23 protein-coding genes are annotated in these 23,095 nt (G+C 71.9%); 15 read left to right on the plus strand and 8 right to left on the minus strand.

What is annotated here, in order from left to right; genetic code table 11:
• Positions 1-33: 33 nt before the first annotated feature.
• A complete protein-coding gene (locus CSC62_RS01590) occupies positions 34-645 on the plus strand; it encodes a YbhB/YbcL family Raf kinase inhibitor-like protein (protein ID WP_162404419.1) in 612 nt (203 codons plus the stop codon).
• Between the two features lie 27 nt (positions 646-672).
• Here the strand turns inward: CSC62_RS01590 and CSC62_RS01595 are convergent, their stop codons facing one another.
• Both CSC62_RS01595 and CSC62_RS01600 read right to left on the minus strand, forming a co-directional pair.
• Complete coding sequence (locus CSC62_RS01595; protein ID WP_162404420.1) at positions 673-1,518, minus strand: META and DUF4377 domain-containing protein; 846 nt, start codon at positions 1,516-1,518, stop codon at positions 673-675.
• Positions 1,519-1,628: 110 nt separating this feature from the next.
• Positions 1,629-2,423 (minus strand): undecaprenyl-diphosphate phosphatase, encoded by a 795-nt coding sequence (locus CSC62_RS01600; protein ID WP_162404421.1) that lies wholly within the window; start codon positions 2,421-2,423, stop codon positions 1,629-1,631.
• 235 nt (positions 2,424-2,658) lie between these two features.
• Here CSC62_RS01600 and glnA point away from each other — a divergent pair, with 235 nt between their 5' ends.
• From glnA to CSC62_RS01635, 7 genes are all read left to right on the plus strand, one after another.
• Positions 2,659-4,068, plus strand: coding sequence for a type I glutamate--ammonia ligase (glnA, locus tag CSC62_RS01605; protein WP_162404422.1), 1,410 nt, complete (start codon positions 2,659-2,661; stop codon positions 4,066-4,068).
• A gap of 283 nt (positions 4,069-4,351) precedes the next feature.
• Positions 4,352-4,690: a P-II family nitrogen regulator gene (locus CSC62_RS01610; protein ID WP_162375855.1), complete on the plus strand. Its 339-nt coding sequence runs from the start codon at positions 4,352-4,354 to the stop codon at positions 4,688-4,690.
• 21 nt (positions 4,691-4,711) lie between these two features.
• Positions 4,712-6,169, plus strand: coding sequence for an ammonium transporter (locus CSC62_RS01615; protein ID WP_162404423.1), 1,458 nt, complete (start codon positions 4,712-4,714; stop codon positions 6,167-6,169).
• 276 nt (positions 6,170-6,445) lie between these two features.
• On the plus strand, positions 6,446-7,186 hold the full coding sequence (locus tag CSC62_RS01620) for an N-acetylmuramoyl-L-alanine amidase (protein WP_162404424.1): 741 nt from the start codon (positions 6,446-6,448) through the stop codon (positions 7,184-7,186).
• 300 nt (positions 7,187-7,486) lie between these two features.
• Positions 7,487-8,530, plus strand: a complete 1,044-nt coding sequence (locus CSC62_RS01625) for a two-component system sensor histidine kinase NtrB (RefSeq protein WP_162404425.1) — start codon at positions 7,487-7,489, stop codon at positions 8,528-8,530.
• Positions 8,527-9,981: a nitrogen regulation protein NR(I) gene (ntrC, locus tag CSC62_RS01630; RefSeq protein WP_162404426.1), complete on the plus strand. Its 1,455-nt coding sequence runs from the start codon at positions 8,527-8,529 to the stop codon at positions 9,979-9,981. The genes CSC62_RS01625 and ntrC overlap by 4 nt, the downstream gene beginning before the upstream one ends.
• A 116-nt stretch (positions 9,982-10,097) precedes the next feature.
• Positions 10,098-10,658 carry a superoxide dismutase family protein gene (locus tag CSC62_RS01635; protein ID WP_425501981.1) on the plus strand — a complete coding sequence of 187 codons (561 nt, stop codon included), beginning with the start codon at positions 10,098-10,100 and terminating at the stop codon, positions 10,656-10,658.
• Positions 10,659-10,730: 72 nt separating this feature from the next.
• Here the strand turns inward: CSC62_RS01635 and CSC62_RS01640 are convergent, their stop codons facing one another.
• The gene (locus CSC62_RS01640; RefSeq protein ID WP_162404428.1) at positions 10,731-11,618 is read right to left on the minus strand and encodes a hypothetical protein; all 888 of its coding nucleotides are present in this window, start codon (positions 11,616-11,618) and stop codon (positions 10,731-10,733) included.
• A gap of 158 nt (positions 11,619-11,776) precedes the next feature.
• Between CSC62_RS01640 and CSC62_RS01645 the strand changes: the two genes are divergently transcribed.
• Positions 11,777-13,054 carry an acetyl-CoA C-acetyltransferase gene (locus tag CSC62_RS01645; protein WP_162404429.1) on the plus strand — a complete coding sequence of 426 codons (1,278 nt, stop codon included), beginning with the start codon at positions 11,777-11,779 and terminating at the stop codon, positions 13,052-13,054.
• Between the two features lie 10 nt (positions 13,055-13,064).
• Here CSC62_RS01645 and CSC62_RS01650 read toward each other — a convergent pair whose 3' ends face one another.
• The 3 genes from CSC62_RS01650 to CSC62_RS01660 form a co-directional block, all read right to left on the minus strand.
• Positions 13,065-14,327 carry a heme biosynthesis protein HemY gene (locus CSC62_RS01650; protein WP_162404430.1) on the minus strand — a complete coding sequence of 421 codons (1,263 nt, stop codon included), beginning with the start codon at positions 14,325-14,327 and terminating at the stop codon, positions 13,065-13,067.
• Positions 14,324-15,310: a uroporphyrinogen-III C-methyltransferase gene (locus CSC62_RS01655; protein ID WP_162404431.1), complete on the minus strand. Its 987-nt coding sequence runs from the start codon at positions 15,308-15,310 to the stop codon at positions 14,324-14,326. The genes CSC62_RS01650 and CSC62_RS01655 overlap by 4 nt, the downstream gene beginning before the upstream one ends.
• 134 nt (positions 15,311-15,444) lie before the next feature.
• A complete protein-coding gene (locus tag CSC62_RS01660) occupies positions 15,445-16,203 on the minus strand; it encodes a uroporphyrinogen-III synthase (RefSeq protein ID WP_162404432.1) in 759 nt (252 codons plus the stop codon).
• Positions 16,204-16,256: 53 nt separating this feature from the next.
• Here CSC62_RS01660 and CSC62_RS01665 point away from each other — a divergent pair, with 53 nt between their 5' ends.
• From CSC62_RS01665 to CSC62_RS01685, 5 genes are all read left to right on the plus strand, one after another.
• Complete coding sequence (locus CSC62_RS01665; protein WP_162404433.1) at positions 16,257-16,727, plus strand: YiiD C-terminal domain-containing protein; 471 nt, start codon at positions 16,257-16,259, stop codon at positions 16,725-16,727.
• Positions 16,728-16,782: 55 nt separating this feature from the next.
• Positions 16,783-17,205, plus strand: coding sequence for a hypothetical protein (locus CSC62_RS01670; RefSeq protein WP_246194111.1), 423 nt, complete (start codon positions 16,783-16,785; stop codon positions 17,203-17,205).
• Positions 17,206-17,284: 79 nt separating this feature from the next.
• On the plus strand, positions 17,285-17,722 hold the full coding sequence (locus tag CSC62_RS01675) for a rhodanese-like domain-containing protein (protein WP_170298344.1): 438 nt from the start codon (positions 17,285-17,287) through the stop codon (positions 17,720-17,722).
• Between the two features lie 92 nt (positions 17,723-17,814).
• A complete protein-coding gene (gene secB / locus CSC62_RS01680; RefSeq protein WP_162404434.1) occupies positions 17,815-18,339 on the plus strand; it encodes a protein-export chaperone SecB in 525 nt (174 codons plus the stop codon).
• Positions 18,340-18,357: 18 nt separating this feature from the next.
• A complete protein-coding gene (locus CSC62_RS01685; RefSeq protein WP_162404435.1) occupies positions 18,358-19,395 on the plus strand; it encodes an NAD(P)H-dependent glycerol-3-phosphate dehydrogenase in 1,038 nt (345 codons plus the stop codon).
• Positions 19,396-19,530: 135 nt separating this feature from the next.
• On the opposite strand, the gene CSC62_RS01690 is transcribed toward CSC62_RS01685, so the two are convergent.
• The gene (locus CSC62_RS01690) at positions 19,531-20,088 is read right to left on the minus strand and encodes an OmpO family porin (protein WP_162404436.1); all 558 of its coding nucleotides are present in this window, start codon (positions 20,086-20,088) and stop codon (positions 19,531-19,533) included.
• A 355-nt stretch (positions 20,089-20,443) separates the two neighbouring features.
• Between CSC62_RS01690 and CSC62_RS01695 the strand changes: the two genes are divergently transcribed.
• Positions 20,444-21,493: a chitinase gene (locus CSC62_RS01695; protein ID WP_162404437.1), complete on the plus strand. Its 1,050-nt coding sequence runs from the start codon at positions 20,444-20,446 to the stop codon at positions 21,491-21,493.
• Between the two features lie 72 nt (positions 21,494-21,565).
• Here CSC62_RS01695 and CSC62_RS01700 read toward each other — a convergent pair whose 3' ends face one another.
• Positions 21,566-23,095: a tryptophan halogenase family protein gene (locus tag CSC62_RS01700; protein WP_162404438.1), complete on the minus strand. Its 1,530-nt coding sequence runs from the start codon at positions 23,093-23,095 to the stop codon at positions 21,566-21,568.

Here is a 23,095-nt window from a genome sequence, read left to right on the forward strand (position 1 = left end):
CCCTGAGCGCAGGTAACGGAACAGGACCGCGACATGCGCATCCGCAGCGACAGTTTCCCGCCCCGCGGGCCGATCCCGGCGCAGTTCGCCATGGGCCAGGCCGACGGCTTCGCCGCCAACCGCAACCCGCACCTGGCCTGGGACGAGGTGCCCGAAGGCACCCGTTCCTTCGCCCTGCTGTGCGTCGATCCGGACGCGCCGACCGTGGCCGGGACCGTCGGCCGCGACGATCTGCAGATCCCGGTCGAGCAGCCGCGCGCCGAGTTCGTGCACTGGGCCATGGCCGACATCGGCGCGGACGTGCGGGAGATCGCCGCGGGCAGCTGCAGCGACGGGATCACCGCCCGCGGCAAGCATTCACCGCCCGGCCCGGCCGGCGCGCGCCAGGGCCTGAACGACTACACCGGCTGGTTCGCCGGCGACGCCGAGCTGGGCGGCGACTACCTCGGCTACGACGGCCCGTATCCGCCGTTCAACGACCTGCGCCTGCACCGCTACTTCTTCCGCCTGTTCGCGCTGGACGTGGCCACGCTGCCCTTGCCGGCGCGCTTCACCGCGGCCGATGTGCGCCGGGCGATGCAGGGCCACGTCCTGGCCGAGGCGGCGGTGTACGGGACCTACACGCTCAACCCTGCGGTGGGCTGAGCGCGGGCGCCGCCGGGCGTCGCGCGCTTAGGGCTCCACCTTCTCCGACTCGACCACCATGTCGAGCACGTAGGCGTACTTCGAAGCGTCTGCAGGCACGTCCTGGCGGGTGTAGCGGTCGATCCGCAGCACGTTGCGCACCCCGGGCTGGTGCGCATAGCCCTCGATTTCTTCGTAGAAGTTCTCCCACGCGCCGGGTTCGCCGGTCTTCAGGCCGGCCTCGTCGTAGCGGACCTCGCGCACCTGCAGGCACTGCTTGCCGGGGATCAGCGGGTGGCTGCAGGGTTTGGTCTGCGCGGCCACTTCCAGGAACACGCGCTCGGGCGCGCCGCCGTAGCGGGCCGCGGCGGTGGGTTCGCCGGCGAACACCAGGCGCTCGCCGCCGGCGGTGGCCAGGATCAGCCGCGGCGGAGTGCCGGCTTCGGTCGCCAGGGTCAGCGGGCCTTCCAGGCGCTTGCCGACCTCGGCGTCCAGCGCCGCCAGCTTCGGATCGGCGCAGGCCATCTGGGTCGAGGCCAGGCGGCCGACGGCCAGGGTCTGGCCTTCCAGGGTGTAGCCGCCCCCCATGTGGTTGCAGGTGTTGGACACGCCCAGGCGGCCGTCGGCGAAGTCCAGCTGCACCGGCGCGTCGGCGCGGGCGAACAGGGCCTCGATCCGGGCACCGGAGGCGTCGCTGGCCTCGACCAGGCGCCAGTGGTGGCCGGCGAGCAAGGCGGCCGCATCGCCGACCTCGGCCGTCGGAGCGGCAGGGACGGGGTCCGGGATCTGGGCGGCGGGCAGCTCGCCCGGCGGCGGCTCCTGGTCGGCCGGCTTGTCGCAGGCGGCCAGCAGGGCCGGCAGGCACAGGGCGAGCAGGGTCAGGCGATGGTTCATGGCGATTGATCCTTGGAAGCGGGCCGGGCGTGCATGCCGCCCGATGCGACGACAGAACGGCTGGATGCGCCCGCCGGGGTTGCGCCGGCGTGAAGGCTGCGCCGAGGGGTTCAGGTCCCGCCCGGCATCAGCGCCAGCAGCAGCACGCCCAGCGCGATCCGGTAGACGGCGAAGCCGGTGTAGCGGTGGGCCTTGATGTAGCCCAGCAGCCAGCGCACCACCACGAAGCCGGTGGCGCTGGCCGCGGCGAAGGCCACCGCCACGCCGGCCCAGTCCTGGTCGCCGACCGCGCCATCCTTCACCAGCTCCAGGAAGGCGTAGCCGCTGGCGGCGAACATGGTCGGGATCCCGACCAGGAACACGAACTCGGTGGCCGCCGAGCGCCGGCTGGTGCCGGCCAGCATGGCCATGAAGATCGCCGCGGCCGAGCGCGAGGTGCCCGGGAACACGCCCGCCACCACCTGGGCCAGGCCGACCAGCACCGCGACCTTCCAGCTGATCGTGGCCACGTCGCCGCGGCGCTCGGCCAGGCGTTCGGCCAGCAGCATCCAGATCCCGCCCAGGACCAGGGCCCAGGCCACCGGGGTCACCGTCTCCGGCAGCTCCCAGCCGGCCAGCCGCACCGGCAGGCCGACCAGCGCGGTGACCAGGAAGGCCACGGCCAGCTTGGCCAGGTAGTCGCGGTTGCCCGGATCGCCCAGGTTCGTGGCCAGTTCCCACAGCCGGCGGCGGAACACCAGGGTGATGGCCAGGATCGCGCCGGCCTGGATGACGATGTTGAAGAAGTCGCTGCGCTGGCCCAGCCAGTGCTGGGCGATCAGCAGGTGGCCGGTGCTGGAAACCGGCAGGAACTCGGTCAGGCCTTCGAGGATGCCCAGCAGGAGGGCGGAAAGCAGGTCGGACACGGCGGGATCGGGAGTCGCGGTGGGGCGGCCAGCATACGTGAGCCCGGTTTTTGGGCTGGCCGTCGCCAGATAGACCTATTTTGGTGCATTGCTCGCACCAGAATGATGCACCTGATTGGTGCCAATGGTTTCATCCGAGTGCGACATTCATGCAAATCAACAGCTTGTGATCGCGGTGGAGTTGGCACGCGCCCTGCTATGGACTGCCTACCCATCAACCCCGAGGTTGCAAGCGATGTCCCTGGAAAACGTTGAGAAGCTGGTCAAGGAGCACAAGGTCGAGTTCGTCGACCTGCGGTTCGTCGACATGCGCGGCATCGAACAGCACGTGACCTTCCCGGTCTCGATCATCGAGCCGGCGCTGTTCGAGGAAGGCAAGATGTTCGACGGCTCCTCGATCGCCGGCTGGAAGGGCATCAACGAGTCGGACATGGTCCTGCTGCCGGACGCCGACACCGCCTACCTCGATCCGTTCTACGCCGACCCGACCCTGGTGCTGACCTGCGACGTGCTCGACCCGGCCACCATGCAGGGCTACGGCCGCTGCCCGCGCGGCATCGCCAAGCGCGCCGAGGCCTTCCTCAAGTCCTCCGGCGTGGCCGACCTGGCGTTCTTCGGTCCGGAGCCGGAGTTCTTCATCTTCGATTCGGTCCAGTTCGGCAACGACATGGGCCACACCTTCTTCAAGATCAACTCCGAGGAAGGCGCCTGGAACACCGGCAAGAGCTACGACGGCAACAACAGCGGCTACCGCCCGACCGTCAAGGGCGGCTACTTCCCGGTGCCGCCGACCGACTCGCTGCACGACATCCGCGCCGAGATGTGCAAGACCCTGACCGAGGTCGGGATCGAGGTCGAGGTCCACCACCACGAGGTCGCCAACGCCGGCCAGTGCGAGATCGGCGCCAAGTTCAACACCCTGGTGAAGAAGGCCGACGAGCTGCTGCGGATGAAGCACGTCATCAAGAACGTCGCCCACCGCAACGGCAAGACCGCCACCTTCATGCCCAAGCCGATCGTCGGCGACAACGGCAGCGGCATGCACGTGCACCAGTCGCTGGCGAAGGAGGGCAAGAACCTGTTCTCCGGCGACGGCTACGGCGGCCTGTCGCAGCTGGCGCTGTGGTACATCGGCGGCATCTTCAAGCACGCCAAGGCGATCAACGCCTTCGCCAACGCCGGCACCAACAGCTACAAGCGCCTGGTCCCGGGCTTCGAGGCGCCGGTGATGCTGGCCTACTCGGCCCGCAACCGTTCGGCCTCGTGCCGCATCCCGTGGGTGTCCAACCCGAAGGCGCGCCGCATCGAGATGCGCTTCCCCGACCCGATCCAGTCCGGCTACCTGACCTTCACCGCGCTGATGATGGCCGGCCTGGACGGCATCAAGAACCAGATCGACCCGGGCGCGCCGAGCGACAAGGACCTGTACGACCTGCCGCCGGAAGAGGAGAAGCTGATCCCGCAGGTCTGCTCCTCGCTGGACCAGGCCCTGGAAGCGCTGGACAAGGACCGCGAGTTCCTCAAGGCCGGCGGGGTCATGAGCGACGACTTCATCGACGGCTACATCGCGCTGAAGATGCAGGAAGTGACCAAGTTCCGCGCCGCCACCCACCCGCTGGAATACCAGCTGTACTACACCGCCTGACCGGTACCCGGCGCGTGCGGTTGGGGAACCGCACGCGCCACCGCCACGGCGCCAGGAAGGCCGCCGCGGCACTGCGACACCGCAACACGCTACAGGGGAAGTAGGGATTCACGGGCCTGCACGACCTCCCCCAAGAAGTCGGGTGCAGCCTGGGAATCGGTGCGCCGCCGCCGGCACGGGGCGGCCATGTCGAAGGAGGCGCCGGGTCCAGCGGACCCGGTCGTCCTCTGCAAGTTCCGAACGCCGGCCTCGCGGCCGGACCCTCCACCATCGGGATGCGAACATGAAACTGATCACCGCCATCATCCGGCCGTTCAAGCTTGACGAGGTGCGCGAAGCCCTCGCCCAGGCGGGCGTGTCCGGCATCACCGTGACCGAAGTGAAAGGCTTCGGCCGCCAGAAGGGCCACACCGAGCTGTACCGCGGCGCCGAGTACGTCGTCGATTTCCTGCCCAAGATCAAGATCGAGACCGTGGTCACCGACGAGCGCCTGGACGCGGTGCTGGAAGCGATCCAGCAGTCGGCCGGCACCGGCAAGATCGGCGACGGCAAGATCTTCGTCACCGCGGTCGAACAGGTCATCCGCATCCGCACCGGCGAAATCGGCGCGGACGCGCTCTAACCCACACTCGGAGCACAGCCCATGAACATCCGTCTGCTGTCCGGGTGGAAGACCCGGTTCCATTCCCTTTGCCTGCTGATGCTGGTGGCTGCGCTGGCGGCCACCGCGTTCGTCGGCACCGCCGTCGCCCAGGAGGCCATCGCGCCGGCGACCACCGAAGCGGCGCCGGCCGATGCGCCCGCCGATGCCGCGGCCGTCGCGGCTGCTGCCGAACCCGCGGCCGCCGCCGAGGACGCCGCGGCCGAGCCCGTGGTGGAGAAGGGCGACGTCGCCTGGATGCTGACCTCCACCCTGCTGGTGCTGATGATGGTCGTGCCCGGCCTGGCGCTGTTCTACGGCGGCATGGTCCGCGCCAAGAACGTGCTGTCGGTGCTGGTCCAGGTCGCGGTGGTGTTCTCCCTGTTGAGCGTGCTGTGGATCGTCTACGGCTACAGCCTGGCGTTCTCGGGCGAGAGCGCCTGGGTCGGCAACCTGGACAAGCTGTTCCTCAAGGGCGTCACCATCGACACCCTGGCCGCCACCTTCACCGACGGCGTGAGCCTGCCGGAGTACGTGTTCGTCGGCTTCCAGGCCACCTTCGCCGGCATCACCGGCGCGCTGATCGTCGGCGCCTTCGCCGAGCGCATGAAGTTCGCCGCGGTGCTGCTGTTCACGGTGATCTGGTTCACCCTGGGCTACCTGCCGATCGCGCACATGGTCTGGGCGGCCGGTGGCTTCCTGTTCGAGAAGGGCGCGCTGGACTTCGCCGGCGGCACCGTGGTCCACATCAATGCCGGTATCGCCGGCCTGATCGGCTCCTGGTTCGTGGGCAAGCGCTTGGGCTACGGCCAGACCGCGATCAAGCCGCACAACGTCACCCTGACCTTCGTCGGCGCCTCGCTGCTGTGGGTGGGCTGGTTCGGCTTCAACGCCGGTTCCAACCTGGAAGCCACCGCCGGCGCGGCCCTGGCCTTCCTCAACACCCTGGTCGCCACCGCCGCCGCGGTGCTGGGCTGGGCGCTGACCGAGAAGCTGGTCAAGGGCAAGGCTTCGGCCCTGGGCGTGGCCTCGGGCATGGTCGCCGGCCTGGTCGGCATCACCCCGGCCGCCGGCCTGGTGGGTCCGTTCGGCGCGGTCGCCATTGGTTTTGCCGCCGGCGTGATCTGCGTGTGGGGCGTGACCGGGCTGAAGAAGCTGCTGGGCGCGGACGACAGCCTGGACGTGTTCGGCGTGCACGGCGTCGGCGGCATCGTCGGCGCGATCCTGACCGGCGTGTTCACCGCGCCGTCGCTGGGCGGCACCGGCGGCGAGGATTTCAACATCGCCTCGCAGGTCGGCATCCAGGCGCTGGGCGTGGGCCTGACCATCGTCTGGATCGGCGTCGTCTCGGTGATCGGCTACTCCGTGGCCAAGCTGGTGTTCGGCCTGCGGGTGAGCGAGGAAGCCGAGCGCGAGGGCCTGGACATCACCTCGCACGGCGAGTCGGCCTACGAGGCCTGATCGACGCGGCATGTGGCAACCGTTCCGCGGCGACGCCGCGGAACGGGATCTTCCCGATGCGGCCGGTCCACGCGGCCGGCCGCATCCCCGGCGGCCTGCGGGCCGCCAGCGGGGCCCCGCGCCCCGTCGCTGCCAGCGCTGCCCGGGGGGCGCAGCGCATCCGACACCGCCGAGGTGATCCCGTGATCCCCCCCGTTCCGCCCGCCCACTCGTTGCGTTTGCGCCGCGCGCACCGGCATTGCTTGCCATCGGCCACGCATCACGCTGCAATGGGCCATGGCCTTTTTCCGCAGGACCGCCGCGCTGTCGTTGCTGCTGCTGTGCGCCTGCACCCATGCGCCGCCGCGCAACGCGATGGCGCAGTGGCAGCCCTCGCCCAACCACGACCCGCGCCGGCCGACGATCATCGTCCTGCACGCGACCGAGCAGGATTCGGCGGCGCACAGCCTGCACACCCTGCGCACGCGCAACCAGGGCGGCCCGGTGAGCGCGCACTACCTGGTCGCGGACGACGGCACGCTGTACCAGCTGGTGGCCGACGCGCAGCGCGCCTGGCACGCCGGCGGTGGCAGCTGGGGCACGATCGACGACCTCAACTCCGCATCCATCGGCATCGAGCTGGACAACGATGGCGATGAACCCTTCCCGCCCGCGCAGCTCGACGCCCTGCTGCGCCTGCTCGACGACCTGTGCGCCCGGCTGCGCATCCCGCGCCACGCGGTCATCGCCCACGCCGACCTGGCGCCGGCGCGCAAGACCGACCCGGGGCCCCGCTTCCCGTGGCGGCAGCTGGCGCAGGCCGGCTATGGCCTGTGGCCCGACCCGGCCGACGGCGAGCCGCCGCCCGGGTTCGACCCGTGGCTGGCGATGCAGGCCATCGGCTGGCCGCTGCACGACCGCGCCGCGGCCGTGCGCGCGTACCGCCTGCATTACCGCGGCGACGCCGCCACCGAGCTGGACGCGCAGGACCTGCGCATCCTGCATTCGCTGGCCGAGCAGGCGCGCCGGCAGCGCTGAGCGGTCCGGATCGCGCGCGATCCGTCGTCCCGGCGGCGCCCGCCGGGACCCAGCGACTTTTGCATCGTTGCCGGGGGACATGGCCGCGGCGTCGCGGCACGATGCCTGCCGCCGCTCATGTCCCCCGGCTCCGGCCGGTGGCCGAAGCCTCCTCCTTTACTTCCCGGCGGCAGGCATCGCACCGCGACGCTTCGGGTGCGCTGGCCTCCGCAAGGCGCCCGGTCCCGCGGGGCGCCGGGGCGACAGCGTTGCGCGCCTCTCGCAGCCGGCCGGTGCATGCACTAAATTGGTGCAATGGACATGAGCAGCGCCGCCCCCGGTTCCGACCAGCTCGCCACCCCGCTGGCCTGGGCCGATGCCCAGGCCCGGATCGTGGGGATCAACCCGGCGTTCCCGCGCTGGCTGGGGGTCGGGCCCCGGCGCCTGATCGGCCAGCCGCTGGCGGCGCTGGAACAGGACGGCGAGGCCCTGGCCCGGTTCCTCGAACAGGACGAGCGCGAGGTCCTGCGCCTGCACCGGATCGCCCTGGGCGTGCCCGGCGAGGCGCCGCGCTACGCCGACGGCTGGGTCACCCGCACCGCCGACGGCTGGCTGCTGGAGGCGCACCCGGCCGACGCCTTCCCCGCGCCGGACGCGGCCCAGGCCCTGCCTGGGGCCTTGTCGGCCGCGCTCAAGGGCCTGGCCCACGAACTGCGCAATCCGCTGGCCGGGCTCAAGGGCGCCGCCCAGCTGCTGGCCCGGCGCGCGGCCGCGCGCCCGGACGATGCCGGCGAGCGCGAACTGCTGGAGCTGATCGGCGCCGAGATCGACCGCCTCAGCCAGCTGGTCGACAACCTGATGTCGTCGGCGCCGCAGCGCCCGCACGCGCCGCTGAACATCCACGCCGTGCTCGAGCGGGTGCTGCGCCTGACCGAGGCCGAGGGCGGCTGGTCGGTGCGGGTCCAGCGCGACTACGACCCCTCCATCCCCGAGCTGTCCGGCGACGCCGACCGCCTGGCCCAGGCGGTCTGGAACCTGGTCCGCAACGCGCTGCAGGCCGGGGCCTCGACGATCATCCTGCGCACCCGGGTCGAAAGCGGCCTGCACATCCGCGAACACCTGCACCCGCGCGCGCTGCGGGTGGAGATCGTCGACGACGGCCGCGGCGTGCCGGACGAACTGGCCGAACACCTGTTCCTGCCGCTGGTCAGCGGCCGCGCCGAGGGCACCGGTCTGGGCCTGGCCCTGGCCCACCAGGTCGCGCGCGAGCACCGCGGCTCGCTGACCTTCCGCTCCCGCCCGGGGCATACCGTCTTCACCCTGCTCTTGCCGCAGACCGAATCCGAAGGAGGCGCATCGACATGAGCGCACGCATCCCCGCCGACAACCGCCGGGTCTGGGTGGTCGACGACGACCGCTCGGTCCGCTTCGTCCTGGCCACCGCCCTGCGCGATGCCGGCTACGAGGTCGACGGCTTCGAGAACGCCGCCAGCGCCCTGGCCGCCCTGCGCGTGCGCGGCGCCCCGGACCTGCTGTTCACCGACGTGCGCATGCCCGGCGAGGACGGGCTGAAGCTGCTGGACCGGCTCAAGTCGGTGCACCCGCAGCTGCCGGTGATCGTGATGTCGGCCTATACCGACGTGGCCAGCACCGCCAGCGCCTTCCGCGGCGGCGCCCACGAATTCCTGTCCAAGCCCTTCGACCTGGACGACGCGGTGGCGCTGGCCGCGCGCGCGTTGCCGGCCGGCAGCGCCGCCAAGCCGCCGCGGCCGGCCCCGCCGGAACCGGAGCCGGGTCCGTCCGCCGAGCTCATCGGCGACACCCCGGCCATGCGCGCGCTGTTCCGCGCGATCGGGCGTCTGGCGCAGGCGCCCTTGTCGGTGCTGATCACCGGCGAAACCGGTACCGGCAAGGAACTGGTGGCCAGCGCCCTGCACCGCGAATCGCCGCGCTCGGCCGGACCGTTCGTGGCGCTCAACACCGCTGCGATCCCGGCCGAGCTGCTGGAGAGCGAACTGTTTGGGCACGAGGCCGGCGCCTTCACCGGCGCGCAGAAGCGCCACGTCGGCCGTTTCGAGCAGGCCGACGGCGGCACCCTGTTCCTGGACGAGATCGGCGACATGCCGGCCTCCCTGCAGACCCGGCTTCTGCGGGTGCTGGCCGAGGGCGAGTTCTTCCGGGTCGGCGGCCGCGAGCTGATCCGGGTGGACGTGCGGGTGGTCGCCGCCACCCACCAGGATCTGGAAACCCTGGTCCAGCAGGGCCGCTTCCGTGCCGACCTGCTGCACCGGCTCAACGTGGTCCGGCTGCAGATCCCGGCTTTGCGCGAGCGCCGACCGGACATCCCCTTGCTGGCCGACACCTTCCTGCACCGCGCCGCGCGCAAGCTTGGCGCCGGGTCCAAGCGCTTCGAGCCGGCGGCGCTGGCCGCGCTGCAGGGCATGGACTGGCCGGGCAACGTGCGCGAGCTGCAGAACGTGTGCTGGCGCCTGGCCGCGCTGGCCCCCGGCGAGACGATCACCGCCGACGACCTGGAGCTGGTGCAGGCGGCCGCTTCCGGCGCTGCGCCCGGCGCCGCCGCATCCGCGGCCGCCGGCCCGGCCGAATGGGACCGCCAGCTCGGGCAGTGGGCCCTGGCCTGCCTGCAGGCCGGCGCCCGCGACCTGCACGCCGAAGCGCGCGAGCGCTTCGACCAGGCCCTGCTCACCGCCGCCCTGCAGCACACCGGCGGCCGCCGGGTGGAGGCGGCCAGCCTGCTCGGCGTGGGCCGCAACACCGTGACCCGCAAGCTCGGCCCGGGCCGCAAGCGGCGCTGAGGCGGGATCGCCAGCGGCACCCGCACCGTTCGCGCGCGATCGCGCTGGCACCGCGCGGGTTCATCCGCCGTGAACCGGCCGGGTGCGTATCCTGTGGGCCCTTTCCCCGACCGGAGATCCGGACCATGCGCATCGCCCTGGCCTCGATCGGCCTGCTCGCCCTGGCCGCCTGCAGCAGCACCCCGCCCGAACCGCCGCCGCCGCCCGCCCCGGTGAGCACCGCCCAGCAGGCCGCCGTGGTCCTGTCCTCGGCGTCCGGCAGCCGGGTCAGCGGCAAGCTGGCGATCGCACCGATGGGCGATGGCGTGCACATCAGCGGCGAGGTCGGCGGCCTGGCGGCGAACGGCCAGTTCGGCTTCCACGTGCATGAGAAGGGCGACTGCAGCGCGGTCGACGCCACCAGCGCCGGCAGCCACTTCAATCCTGCCGCCAGCGCCCATGGCCGCGCCGGCGCCGGCGCCCACCATGCCGGCGACATGGACAACATCGCCTCCAACGCCGAGGGCGTGGCCACGGTCAACGTCCACCTGCGCGGCGTGACCCTGGGCGGCGGCGCGCTCAACGACATCGCCAACCGCGCGGTGATCGTCCACGCCGCCCCGGACGACTACCACACCCAGCCCACCGGCAACGCCGGCGCGCGCCTGGCCTGCGGCGTGATCAAGGTGACCCGGTAAGAGAGGGTTTCGCGGCCTGCGCCCGTGCGGCGCAGGCCGTCGCCGCGTTTCCAGCGAAAGGAAGGCGCGGCCTCAGGACGCCTGCGCGAGCAGGATGCGCGGATCGCCGCTGCCGTCCGCGTGCACGTACAGCACCGGGATGCCGTGCGCCTCCAGCACCGCGGCCAGCTGCCTCTGCCGCGCCAGGAAATGCTCGTACACCCTTTGCAGGCGCTCGCACTCGCCTTCGGCCGCCTGGCCGCCCTGGTAGTGCGCGCACCAGCCGGACGGATCGAACAGGGCCATGCGCACCTCGCCGTTCTCCAGCCGCAGCAGGGGCTCGGGGCCGGCATCCAGCCACTCCACGTCCCGCGGCGCCAGCAGCGCGGCCTCGACCAGGCTCCACAAAGGGGCCAGGCCCTGGTTCTCGTACTGCATGGCCATCATCGCCGCCAGATCGTGGGCGCTGAGATAGCGGGCGTGCTCGATCCGGGCGTGGAAGCCGTCCTGCGCCGCCAGCGCGGTGTCGGGGCGGGCCATGCCGAACTGCAGCAGCTTGTCCTCCAGCGCCTCGGCCACCGAGGCCACCGCCCCGGCCGGACCGGCCAGCAGGAACGGCAACACCCGCAGGCCGCCGCCCGCCAGCGCCGCCTCGGCCTGGAACGGCAAGGGCACCTCGCCCTGGGCATCGGCGCCGAACGCCAGCACCCGCGGACCCTCGCCGCGGCCGGGCGCGCGCGCATGCAGCTCGGCCAGGCGCTGGTGCAGGGGCCAGCCCGGGCGCAGGGCCTCGGCCGGATCGAAATGGGCCGCGGCCAGGACCAGGTCCAGCCCGGCCACGCCCTCGACCAGCGCGGCGAGGTCGCGGCCGATGCGCGCGGCCAGCTCGCCGGCTTCCTCCGGAGACAGCGCCGGACGGCCGGGCGCGGCGCCGCCGGCCAGCTCCAGGGCGAACACGCCGCGGAACACGGGCTCAGCCATGCGAGCGTCCTCCCTGCGAGGAAGGGGCGGGGGCGTTCATGCCGAAGTCGGTCTTGCTCATTGGCCGCCTGACGGGTCGGGGCTACACTGCGGGCATTATGCATTCGGTCGCGTATGCAGACCGTAATCCACGAATGGAATCCGCCCGAGGTCTCCCCATGCCAGCCCCCCGTCCCGTCGCCATCCTCGGCGGCGTCCGCATCCCGTTCTGCCGCCAGAACACCGCCTACTCGGACGTCGGCAACCTCGGCATGTCGGTGCGGACCCTGGGCGCCCTGGTCGAGCGCTTCGGCCTGCACGGCCAGCAGCTGGGCGAAGTGGCCATGGGCGCGGTGATCAAGCACGCCTCGGACTGGAACCTCGGCCGCGAGGCCGCCCTGTCCTCCGGTCTGTCGCCGCTGACCCCGGGCATCACCATGCAGCGCGCCTGCGGCACCAGCCTGGACACCATCATCACCGTGGCCAACAAGATCGCGGTGGGCCAGATCGAGGCCGGCATCGGCGGCGGTTCGGACACCACCTCCGATGTGCCGATCGTGTACGGGAAGAAGCTGCGCGCGCGCCTGCTCGCCGCCAACCGGGCCAAGAGCACCCGCGACAAGATCGCCGCGTTCAAGGGCTTCAAGCTGTCCGAGCTCAAGCCCGATTTCCCCGGCGTGGCCGAGCCGCGCACCGGCAAGAGCATGGGCGAGCACTGCGAGGACATGGCCAAGCAGTGGAGCATCTCGCGCGACTCGCAGGACGAATGGGCGGTGTCCTCCCACCGCAAGCTGGCCGCGGCCTACGAGCGCGGCTTCTTCGCCGACCTGGTCGCGCCATTCCGCGGGGTGGAGCGCGACAACATCCTGCGCCCGGACACGTCGCTGGAGAAGCTGGCCACGCTGAAGCCGGCGTTCGACCGGACCTCCGGCCGCGGCACCCTGACCGCGGCCAACTCGACCCCGCTGACCGATGGCGCCGCCGCGGTGCTGCTGGCGTCGGAGGACTGGGCGCGCGCCCACGGCCACGAGCCGCTGGCGTACCTGCGTGACGCCCAGGTGGCGGCGGTGGACTTCGTCCACGGCGAGGGCCTGCTGATGGCCCCGACCGTGGCCGTGCCGGAGATGCTCAGGCGGCACGGGCTGAGCCTGCAGGACTTCGACCTCTACGAGATCCACGAGGCCTTCGCCGCCCAGGTGCTGTGCACCCTGCGCGCCTGGGAGAGCGAGGACTACTGCCGCAACCGCCTGGGCCTGGATGCGCCCCTGGGCCGGATCGATCCGGAGAAGATCAACCCGGTCGGTTCCTCGCTGGCCACCGGCCATCCGTTCGCAGCCACCGGCGCGCGGGTGGTCGCCACCGCCGCCAAGCAGCTGGCCGAACGCGGCGGCGGCCGCGCGCTGGTGTCGATCTGCACCGCCGGCGGCATGGGCGTGGTGGCGATCGTCGAGCGCTGAGGAACGACGCCTAGGGCTTGAGCCGCGGCAAACCGTAGTCGTCGCGCTCTTCCACCACCGCCAGGTCGTGGATCTTCTCGCGCAGGTCGCGGCCGGGCAGTTCCTCGGCCGGTTCGCCGCGGGCCACGCGCAGGGCATTGGCGTAGGCGCGACGCGCCTGCGCCTCGTCGCCGGCGGCGGCGAAGCCATGGCCCAGTTCCTCCCAGGCATCGCCGCTGGCGCCCTGGGCGATCGCCCGATGCAGGAATTCCTGCGCCTGCGGCCATTGCCCCTGCTGCTGCGCCAGCCGGGCGAGCGCAAGCAATAGAGCCGGGCTGGCCGGATGCTGCTGCAGCCAGCGCTGGGCGCTGGCGCGGCGCGAGTCGACGTGGCCGATCGGCAGGCGACCGTAGAGGTCGACCAGCGATTCGTCCCACTGCGCGTCCAGGGCGTGGTCGAGGTGGCGCAGGGCGGCATCGTTCCAGCGCAGCGCGGCGGCGCGGGTGGCGTAGGCGGCGACCACAGCGGGCTCGGCCCGCAGCGGCTTGGGCATGGCTTCCCAGCGTTCGGCCAGCAGGTTGGCGTCGGCGGCCTCGTGCAGCTGCTGCGCGGCGAGTTCGCCTTCCAGGCGCGCCAGTTCCGGTTCCGGCAGGGCCGCCTGCTGGCGCAGGGCGCCGAGCAGGCCGTAGGCCTCGCCGGCGCGGCCGATCATCGCCAGGGCGCGGGCGCGCAGGACCAGGCCGCGCGGCGGGAGCGGCTGCGCGGCGGCGACGTCCAGAGCATTGATCGCATCCACCGGCAGGCCGCGTTCGAGCAGGCGCTCGCCCTGCAGAACCGCGTGGGCGCCCGGGTCGCGCGCTTCCAGCGCCTGCAGCCATTGCTGCGCGGCCGTCTCGTCGCCGCGGCCGTCGGCGGCGCGGACCGCGGCGGCCAGGGCCACCGCGCCGGCCTCGCGGTCGGTGCCGGCGGCGGCGAGCAGGCGCTCGCCGCGGCGCCAGTCGCCGCCCTGCAGGGCGCGCAGGCCTTCCAGCAGGCGGGCGCGGCCCTGGCGCTTGCGGTAGCGGCTCCAGGCGCGGAACGGCAATCGCAGCAGCCAGACCAGCACGCCCAGCAACAGCCAGGCCAGCACCACCAGCAGGATCGCCGCCGGCAGGGAGGCGCTGTAGTCGTAGCCGGCGGCGCGCACGATCACCCGGCCCATCGCGGCCGGATCCTGCTGCGCCAGCCACTGTGCGCCGAGCACGCCGATCACGGCCACGCACAGCGCGATCACCAGGGAACGATACGGCTTCACGACGGGCTCCTTCCGTCGCGCAGCGCGCGCAGCTGCAGCAGGGTGGCATCCAGGGCCGGTGCCTGCGGTTGCAGCGGCGCGGCGCGCAACGCATCCAGTTCGCCCAGAACTTCGCGCAGGCCCGGTGAATCGGGCCACAACCGCGCCATCCACGCACGGCAGCGGTTCAGCGCCGTGTGGAAGGCGTCGACGTCGCCACGCTCAAGCGCGGCGCGGGCCAGGGTCAGTTCCAGCTGCAGGGCGTCGTCGGCGAGCTGGCGGTCGGCATCGCCGAGTACGTCCTGGCTGCCCGCCGGGCGGATCTGCACCAGCGGCGCCAGCAGGCGCTGCCACCAGGCCGCGCGCGGTCCTCCGCCTTCCACCAGCGCCAGGTCCTGCACCGGCAGCTGCGGCAGGCGCGCGACCAACGCATCCAGGCGGCCGGCCAGCGCCGCGCGCGGTCCGGCGCCGAGCGCATCGAGCGCGCCGCGTTCGCTGGCCAGGGTCTGGCGCAGGTTGAGCAATCCCGGATCGTCCAGACCCTCGAGCAGGTTGGAGGCCAGGGCGTAGGCGCGGCGCGCGCCTTCGGCATCGCCGGCGATGCGCAGGCGCTGGGTGCCGAGCACCAGCAGCAGTTCCACTTCGTCCAGGCGCACGGCCTGGCTGCCCTGGTGGCTGGAGGCGGCCAGCCGGGCCACGGTTTCCTCGAGCAGGGCGTTGCGCTGGCCCAGGGCGAGGACCTCGTCGCGCAGCAGGCGGTTGGCCGCAGCGGCGTCCTTGATCAGGCGGCCCTGGGCGCCCAGGTCGCCGCGCAGGGTGTCCATGCGCTGCAGCAGCGTGTCCAGCTGGCGGGCGTTCTCGACCGCGTGCGCCTGCGTCCGCGCCTGGCGCGTCTGCCAGGCATGCCACCCGTACCAGCCGGCCAGGCCGGCCGCCAGCAGCAACAACAGGGCAATAGCCGCGGGCAGACGCTTGCGGGAAGGGTGGGGTGATTCGTCGTTCACGGTTGCATCCTTGTCGAACCGCGGCGCCGGCCTGCGGACCTTCTCTCCGCAGCGGCGCGGCGACCGCGCGGGAAAGGATCGCTTGGCGTCCGTGCGGCCGCAAGGCGCCGGGATTCAGGGAAGCGGAATCGGATTCAGGAATGGGCCACGAGCGCGGCCGCGGCCGTGGCCAGGGCCGCGGGCCGCGGGCCGTCGGCCAGTGCGACCGGCGCCATGCCGTGGCCGCGGGCGAGTGCCGCCAGGCGTTCGCTGGCGGCGACCACGGCGCAGCGGCGCAGGGCGTCGCCCGCTTCCGCGGGCCAGTGGCCGAGCACCCGCTCCAGCGCCTCGGCGCTGCTCAGTGCCAGGCAGGCCGGGCCGGAGAGTGTGCGCAGGCGCGCCAGCGCGACGGCGGTCGGCGGCAGCGGCAGGCGCGCATAGACATCGGCGCGGCGTACCTCGGTCCCGCGCGCGGCCAGGGTCGCGGCGATCAGGCCGCGGCCGCCCGGTGCGGTGACCAGCCCGACGCGGGCGGCACCGGCCAGCGCGGGCAGGGCGAGCAGGCCTTCGCTGTCCATCCTTCGCGGGACCTGGACGTCCTCGATCCCGGCACGGCGCAGCGCCGCCGCGCTGCCGGCGCCGACCGCCAGCCACTGCTGGCCGCGGCGTGGCCGCAACGGCCGCAAGGCCGCCGCCGCATGCACCGCGGCCGGGCTGGTGAACACCAGCGCCTCGGCTTCCAGCGCCGCTTCCAGCTGTTGCCGTGCGCCGTCGTCGTGACGCGGCTGCAGTACCCAGGGCGAGAGCGCCAGCAGGCGACCACCGTGGCGGGCGGCCGCGTGGCGCAGGCTGTCGTGGCCGGCGCGCGGGCGCAGCGAGACCAAAGTCCAGGAGAAAGCGTCGGGCGCGGGCATTGCGGCATTATGCGGACCCCGCGCGAGCCTCGCGCGACAGCACCGGTACCGCGATGGTCGCAGACGATTTCCCGGACGATTCCCTGGAGTGGCTGCAGGCGCACCTGGACGGCATTCCCCAGGTTCGTGCGATGCAGGTGAGGGTGATCGCGGGCGATGACGGCGCGCGCCTGCGCCTGCACGCGCCGCTGGGGCCGAACGTCAACGACAAGGGCTCGGCCTTCGGCGGCAGCCTGGTGTCGCTGATGACCCTGGCCGGCTGGGGCCTGGCGACCCGGCAGCTGGCGCGCGCCGGCCTGCAGGCCGACGTGTATGTGGCCGACAGCACGGTGCGCTACCTGGCGCCGCTGTACGCCGCGCTGGAGGCCGAGGCCTGGCTGGAGGAGGGCGCCTGGGAGGATTTCGTGGCGACCTTCCGCCAGCGCGGCCGTGCGCGCTGCCGGATCGCCGCGCGGGTGGCCCTGGCGGATGGCGGCGACGCCACCGTCTTCAGCGGACGCTTCGTCGCCCTGGCGCGGCCCTGAGCCGTGGCGACGGCCTGCTAGGATGCTCCGGTCCGTCCTTGCTGGCCGCATGCCGATGCTGCGCCTTGCCGCGATCCTTTCGCTGTTCCTGTCCCTGCTGTTGCCCGCCGCCGACGCCGATGCGGCCGGCGCGCGCCAGCGTGCCCGGCTCGACCAGGCCCAGGCCGCGTTCGCCTCGGCCCTGCGCTGGAGCGAATACGAGGCGGCGTGGCAGCTGGTCGACCCGGCCCGGCGCGCCGCCGATCCGCTGACCGACCTGGAACTGGAGCGCTACCGCCAGCTCCAGGTCACCCGTTACCGCGAGGGCGGCAACGGCGAACTGGAGGACGGCAGCATCATGCGTACCGTCGAGATCGGGGTGATCAACCGCCACACCCAGGCCGAGCGCACCATGCGCTGGAGCGAGCAGTGGCGCTGGGACGACCAGGCCAAGCGCTGGTGGGCCGCCGGCCTGCCCGACTTCTGGGAAGGCCAGTAACCGGCCCGACGCCTGCGGCCGCGGCGGGGGCTTGTGCGACAATCGCCGCCCCGCATCGCGTCCATGACCCCGCCCCGCCGTGAATTTCGAGACCCTGATGGCCTTCGCCGGCCGCCACCCGATGCTGTCGCTGGCGCTGGTCGGCCTGACCGTGGCCATCATTTACACCGAGATCGCCCGCCTGTTCCGCGGCTACAAGCCGCTCAAGCCGGCCGAACTGCCGCTGCTGGCCAACCAGCCCGGCACCGTGGTGGTGGACCTGTCGGCGATCGCGGACTTCGAGAAGGGCCACATCGCCGGCAGCCGCAACGTCATCCCCAGCCAGTTCGACCCGGCCGGCAAGCTGCTGGCGGGGGCGAAGCAGTCGCCGGTGGTGCTGGTCTGCCGCAACGGCATGGCCTCGGCCGATGCCGCGAAGAAGCTGAAGAAGGCCGGCTTCGAGCAGGTGTTCTGGCTGGACGGCGGGATCGCCGCCTGGCAGGCCGCCGGGCTGCCGCTGGTCAAGGGCCGCGGCTGAGCCGCCGTCGGGCCCGCGGGCCCGTGCCATAATCCCCGATTCGGTCCCCGATCGAGCCTGATCGATCCCTTTTACTGTTCTGGAGTTGCGAAATGTCCGACGAAACCACCAACGGCGCTGCCGCCCCCGCCCCGCAGGAAGCCGCTGGCCCGGCCTTCAGCGTCGAGAAGATCTACGTCAAGGACGTTTCCTTCGAGTCGCCCAACGCCCCGGCGATCTTCGGCGAGGCCGGCCAGCCGGACCTGCAGCTCAACCTCAACCAGCGCGTGCAGCGCCTGAACGAGAACGCCTTCGAGGTCTCCCTGCGCGTCACCCTGACCTGCAAGGTCGGCGAGAAGACCGCCTACGTGGCCGAGGTCGAGCAGGCCGGCGTGTTCGGCATCGCCGGCCTGCCGCCGCAGGGCATCGACGTGCTGCTGGGCACCCAGTGCCCGAACATCCTGTTCCCGTACGTGCGCCAGACCGTGGGCGACCTGGTCCAGGCCGGCGGCTACCCGCCGTTCCTGTTGCAGCCGATCAACTTCGACGCGCTGTACGCCGAGACCCTGCGCCAGCGCCAGGCCCAGGCCGCCGCCGGCGGCGACATCGCCTCGGCCGAGCCGGCCGGCAACGCCTAAGCCGCACCACCCCGGCCCATGACCGCGGCGAGCGCCGAGTCCAAACCGTCGCTGGCCGTCCTCGGTGCCGGCTCCTGGGGAACGGCCCTGGCCGCGCTCGCCGCGCGCCACGGCCACCCGACCACGCTGTGGGGCCGCGATGAGGCCATGGTCGCGGCGATCGACCGCGACCACCTCAATCCGCGCTACCTGCCCGGCATCGAACTGCCGGGCAGCCTGCGCGCGACCACCGACCTGGCCGCGGCCGTCGCCGGCAGCGCCTGGGTGCTGGTGGTGGTGCCCTCGCACGCCTTCACCGAGACCCTGCATACGCTCAAGCCCTGGCTGCCGGCTGGCGCCGGCGTGGCCTGGGCGACCAAGGGTTTCGAGCCCGGCTCCGGTCGCTTCCTGCACGAGGTGGCCGAGGACGTGCTCGGGCCGCAGGTGCCGCTGGCGGTGGTTACCGGCCCGTCCTTCGCCAAGGAGGTCGCGCTCGGGCTGCCGACCGCGGTGACCGTGCACGGCGCCGACGCCGGCTTCGCCCAGGCCGTGGCCGACGCCCTGCACGGCCCGGCGTTCCGCGCCTACACCGGCAACGACATGGTCGGCGCCGAGCTGGGCGGGGCGATGAAGAACGTGCTGGCGGTGGCCACCGGCGTGTCCGACGGCATGGAGCTGGGCCTGAACGCCCGCGCCGGCCTGATCACCCGCGGCCTCAACGAGATGCTGCGCCTGGCCGCGGCGATCGGTGCGCGTCCGGAAACCCTGATGGGCCTGGCCGGTCTAGGCGATCTGGTGCTGACCTGCACCGGCGATCTTTCGCGCAACCGCCGCCTGGGCCTGGCCCTGGGCCGCGGCCAGGCGATGGCCGAGGCGATCGCCCAGATCGGGCAGGTGGTCGAGTCGGTGCAGACCGCCGACGAGGTCATGCGCCTGGCCGGCCGCCACGGCATCGACCTGCCGATCTCCGCCGGGGTGCAGGCGGTGCTGCACGGGGACATCACCCCGGTCGACGGCCTGCGCCAGCTGCTGGCGCGCGAACAGAAGCCCGAGTATCCGGACACCCTGTTCCGCTGAGGCGCGGACAAAGAAAGAGCCCGGCTTGCGCCGGGCTCCGGGTTGGCGTGGAGGGAGGGAACACGCCAGGGGTCGCGCGGTGGACCGGGGCAGGGAGAGAGAGGAACTGCCCCGGCACCCGCGCGTGGAACGCTGTTACCAGCTGAAGCGAGGACCCACGAACCACTGGGTGTCGCTGTCGACGAACTTCACGTCGCCGCTCAAGCCCCAGTTCGGGTTGAACTTCACCTGCGCGCCGAGGCGGCCGTAGAACTCGCCGTCGTACTCGTCGCCGTCTTCGTAGCCGGCCATCGCATAGCCTTCGAAGTTCGGGGCCAGCGCGCCGCGCACGCCGACCTCCGCGCTCCAGCCGTCGTAGTCGAAGCCCTGGCCGGCGTCGAACTTCTCGTAGGCCACGCGGGTGACCAGGTCGGCCGAGCGGGCGATCTCGCGGTTGTAGCCCACGCCCACGCGCCACTGGTCGAAGTCGATCGAGGTGTCGTCGATCTCCTGGTTGCCGTAGCCGCCGAACAGGTGGAAGTTCGGCGCGATCGCGACCGAACCATCGACCCCGAAGCCATCGGCGTCGGCGCCATCGGTGTTGGTGGCGGTGTAGCCGCCCTGGACATAGTTGTAGGACACGCCTTCGGCGGCGGAAGCAGCGAACGGCAGGGCGGCCAGCAGGGCCAGGGCAAGCACGGAGGTGTTCTTCATTCGGGACTCGCTTGTCTCATTGTTGTTATGCGGTACCGGTTGCGATGTCCGCGCGGGAACCACTTTCATCCGGCCCGCGAATTATTCGCGCCAGCGCGCAACCGCGGCTGAATTCAGAACTGACCGGTACATGAATTTGCGGCGCGGAGCGGGAACTCTGGCGACTCCGGCAAATCGGCCCTGCGACCCGAGGTTGTCGCGCGCCTGTCGCCACCGCACCCCGCCGATGTCCGCACGTGTCGTGCCGGGAAGCGGACCGGTGCTGCCGCAGGACAACTTGCATGCAATCGCCGCTGCGCTTGGCCGCGATGTCGTATCGCATGTCTAGAATGCCGCGCGCTCAAACGGAGGACACATGAAGAAACTCGCACTGTGCTGCCTGCTGCTCTGCGGCCCGGCTTTTACCGCCGCCGCGTCACCCGCCGCCGCCGCGCCCGGCGACAGCCGGACACTGCCGCGCCACGCCCTGGTCGGCTACCTGCACAACTTCGACAACGGCCTGGGCCTGCTGCCGGTCGGCGAGGTGGACGAGGCCTGGGACGTGATCGTCCTGGCCTTCGCCGATGACGTCGGCGAGGGCAGGATCGCGTTCAACCCGGATCCTTCGCTGGACCGCGACCGCTTGCGCGGGGACATCGCGCGCAAGCGCGCCGCCGGCAAGATCGTCGTCCTGAGCTTCGGCGGCGAGCTGGGCACGGTGACCCTGCAGACGCAGCGCGACGAAGACAACTTCGTGCGTACCACCGCCGAGGCCATCGACGCCTGGGGACTGGACGGCATCGACATCGACCTGGAGAAGATCGCCGGCGTGGTCCATGGCGCGCCCGTGCTCGGCCACCTGGTCTCGGCGGTGAAGCGGCTGCACGCGATGTATCCGGACCTCTACGTGTCGATGGCGCCGGAACATCCCTATGTGCAGGGCGGCTGGGTGTCGATGGAAGGCATCTGGGGCGCGTACCTGCCGCTGATCGACGGCCTGCGCGAAGAGCTGGACCTGCTGCACGTGCAGCTCTACAACAACGGTGGACTGCCCACGCCCTACCGCGCGGAGAAGTTCCCCGGCGGCAGCGTCGACATGATGGTGGCCTCGGCGACGATGCTGATCGAAGGCTTTCCGCTGGAAGGCGGCAGGCGCGGCCGCTTCGAGGGCCTGCGCCCCGACCAGGTCGCGCTGGCGCTGCCGTCCGGTCCGCGCGCGGCCAACAACGGCCAGGCCAGCGCCGCCGACATCAATCGCGCGTTCGACTGCCTCACCACGCTGCAGGGCTGCGACAGCGTGAAGCCGCAGCGGGCCTATCCCGACTTCCGTGGCGTGATGACCTGGTCGATCAACTGGGACGTGGCCGATGGCGGCGCGTTCTCGCGTCCGGTCGGGGGGCACCTGCGGCAGGCCGCGACGCGCTGACGCCGGCCCGCTGCAGGCGCCGCGGTATGGGCGACGCGGCGTGGTCGACGGAGCGCGCCGCGCGCGCCGCTTTCAGCGCGCGGCCGCGGCCACCGCTTCGGGCACCTGCGCCGGCGCGTAATGGCGCAGGTGGTCCATATGCGCGGGGAACTGGCGCACGGTGTCGAGCACGTTGCCGCGGATGTCGCCGAGGAAGCGCGCCAGGTCTTCGCGGCTCATCACGTCGGCGGTCGGGTGGTAGCGCCGGGGCTGGATGCCCTGGCCGAGCATCACCTGCACCCAGGAGTTCACGCCGAACAGTTCGCCGGGCACGTGGAACACGTTGCCGGTCTCGCGGAACAGCTCGATCCGGTGGCGCAGCGTGTCCGGGATCTTCATCTCCGCGATTTCGCGCCAGTACGGCGTGTCGCGGCGGTCGCTGATGTGGTAATGCATGACCACGAAGTCGCGGACGTGCTGCAGTTCCTCGTCCAGCCGCGCGTTGTACTCGTCGATCGCCGGCTGGGTGATCACCTGCGGGAAATTCTGCAGCAGGTGCACGATGCCGCGCTGGATCAGGTGGATCGTGGTCGATTCCAGCGGTTCGATGAAACTGCCCGCCAGGCCCAGGGCCACGCAGTTCCTGGCCCAGCACTGCTGGCGCTGGCCAGGCTGGAACCTTACCGGCCAGGGCTGCTTGATGATCTCGCCCTCCACGCTGCCCAGGAACTCCTCGCGCGCCTGGTCGTCGCTCATGTGCCGGCTGGAATAGACGATGCCGTTGCCGACCCGGTGCTGCAGCGGGATCCGCCACTGCCAGCCGGAGTCGCCGGCGATCGCGCGCGTGTACGGCACCGCGTCGCGCACGGCGGTGGTCTGGGTGGCCAGCGCGCTGTCGTTGAACAGCCAGTGCGACCAGTCGGTGAAGCCCACGCCCAGGGTCTTGCCGATCAGCAGCCCGCGGAAGCCGGTGCAGTCGATGAACAGGTCGCCCTCGATCACCTCGCCGCGCTCGAGCCTGAGCGAGGCGATGTTGCCTTCCGCATCGGTGGCCACGTCCACGATCTTGCCTTCGATCCGCCGGCAGCCATGGCGTTCGCTGAAGCCGCGCAGGTAGCGCGCGTACAGCGCGGCGTCCATGTGGTAGGCGTAGTTGACGTGGTAGCGCGGCAGGTGCGAGAAGCGGTCCTGCAGCGCGGCCTGCAGCTCGATGCAGTAGTCGCTGTACTCGCTGGCCAGGCCTTCTGCGCGCCCGCGCAGCCAGAAGTTCTGGAAGCCGGCCGACCAGTGGTCCTTGCCGCTGATGCCGAACGAATGGATGTAGCGGTGGCCCACGTCCTTCCAGTTCTCGAAGGAGATCCCCAGCTTCACCGTGCCCTGCACCGCCGCCATGTACTCCTGCTCCTTGATGTCGAGCAGGCGGTGGAAGGTGACCAGGGTCGGGATCGTGGCTTCGCCGACGCCGACCGTGCCGATCTCCTCCGATTCCACCAGGACGATGTCGAGCACCTTGCCCAGGGTCTTGGACAGGGCGGCGGCGGCCATCCAGCCGGCGGTGCCGCCGCCGGCGATGACCACGCGCTTGACGGGACGGGGGGCGAGGGTGGAGTCGGGACTGTGCAT

It is taken from the genome of Pseudoxanthomonas jiangsuensis, assembly GCF_010093185.1.
In the GTDB taxonomy this organism is placed as follows: Bacteria; Pseudomonadota; Gammaproteobacteria; order Xanthomonadales; family Xanthomonadaceae; genus Pseudoxanthomonas; species Pseudoxanthomonas jiangsuensis.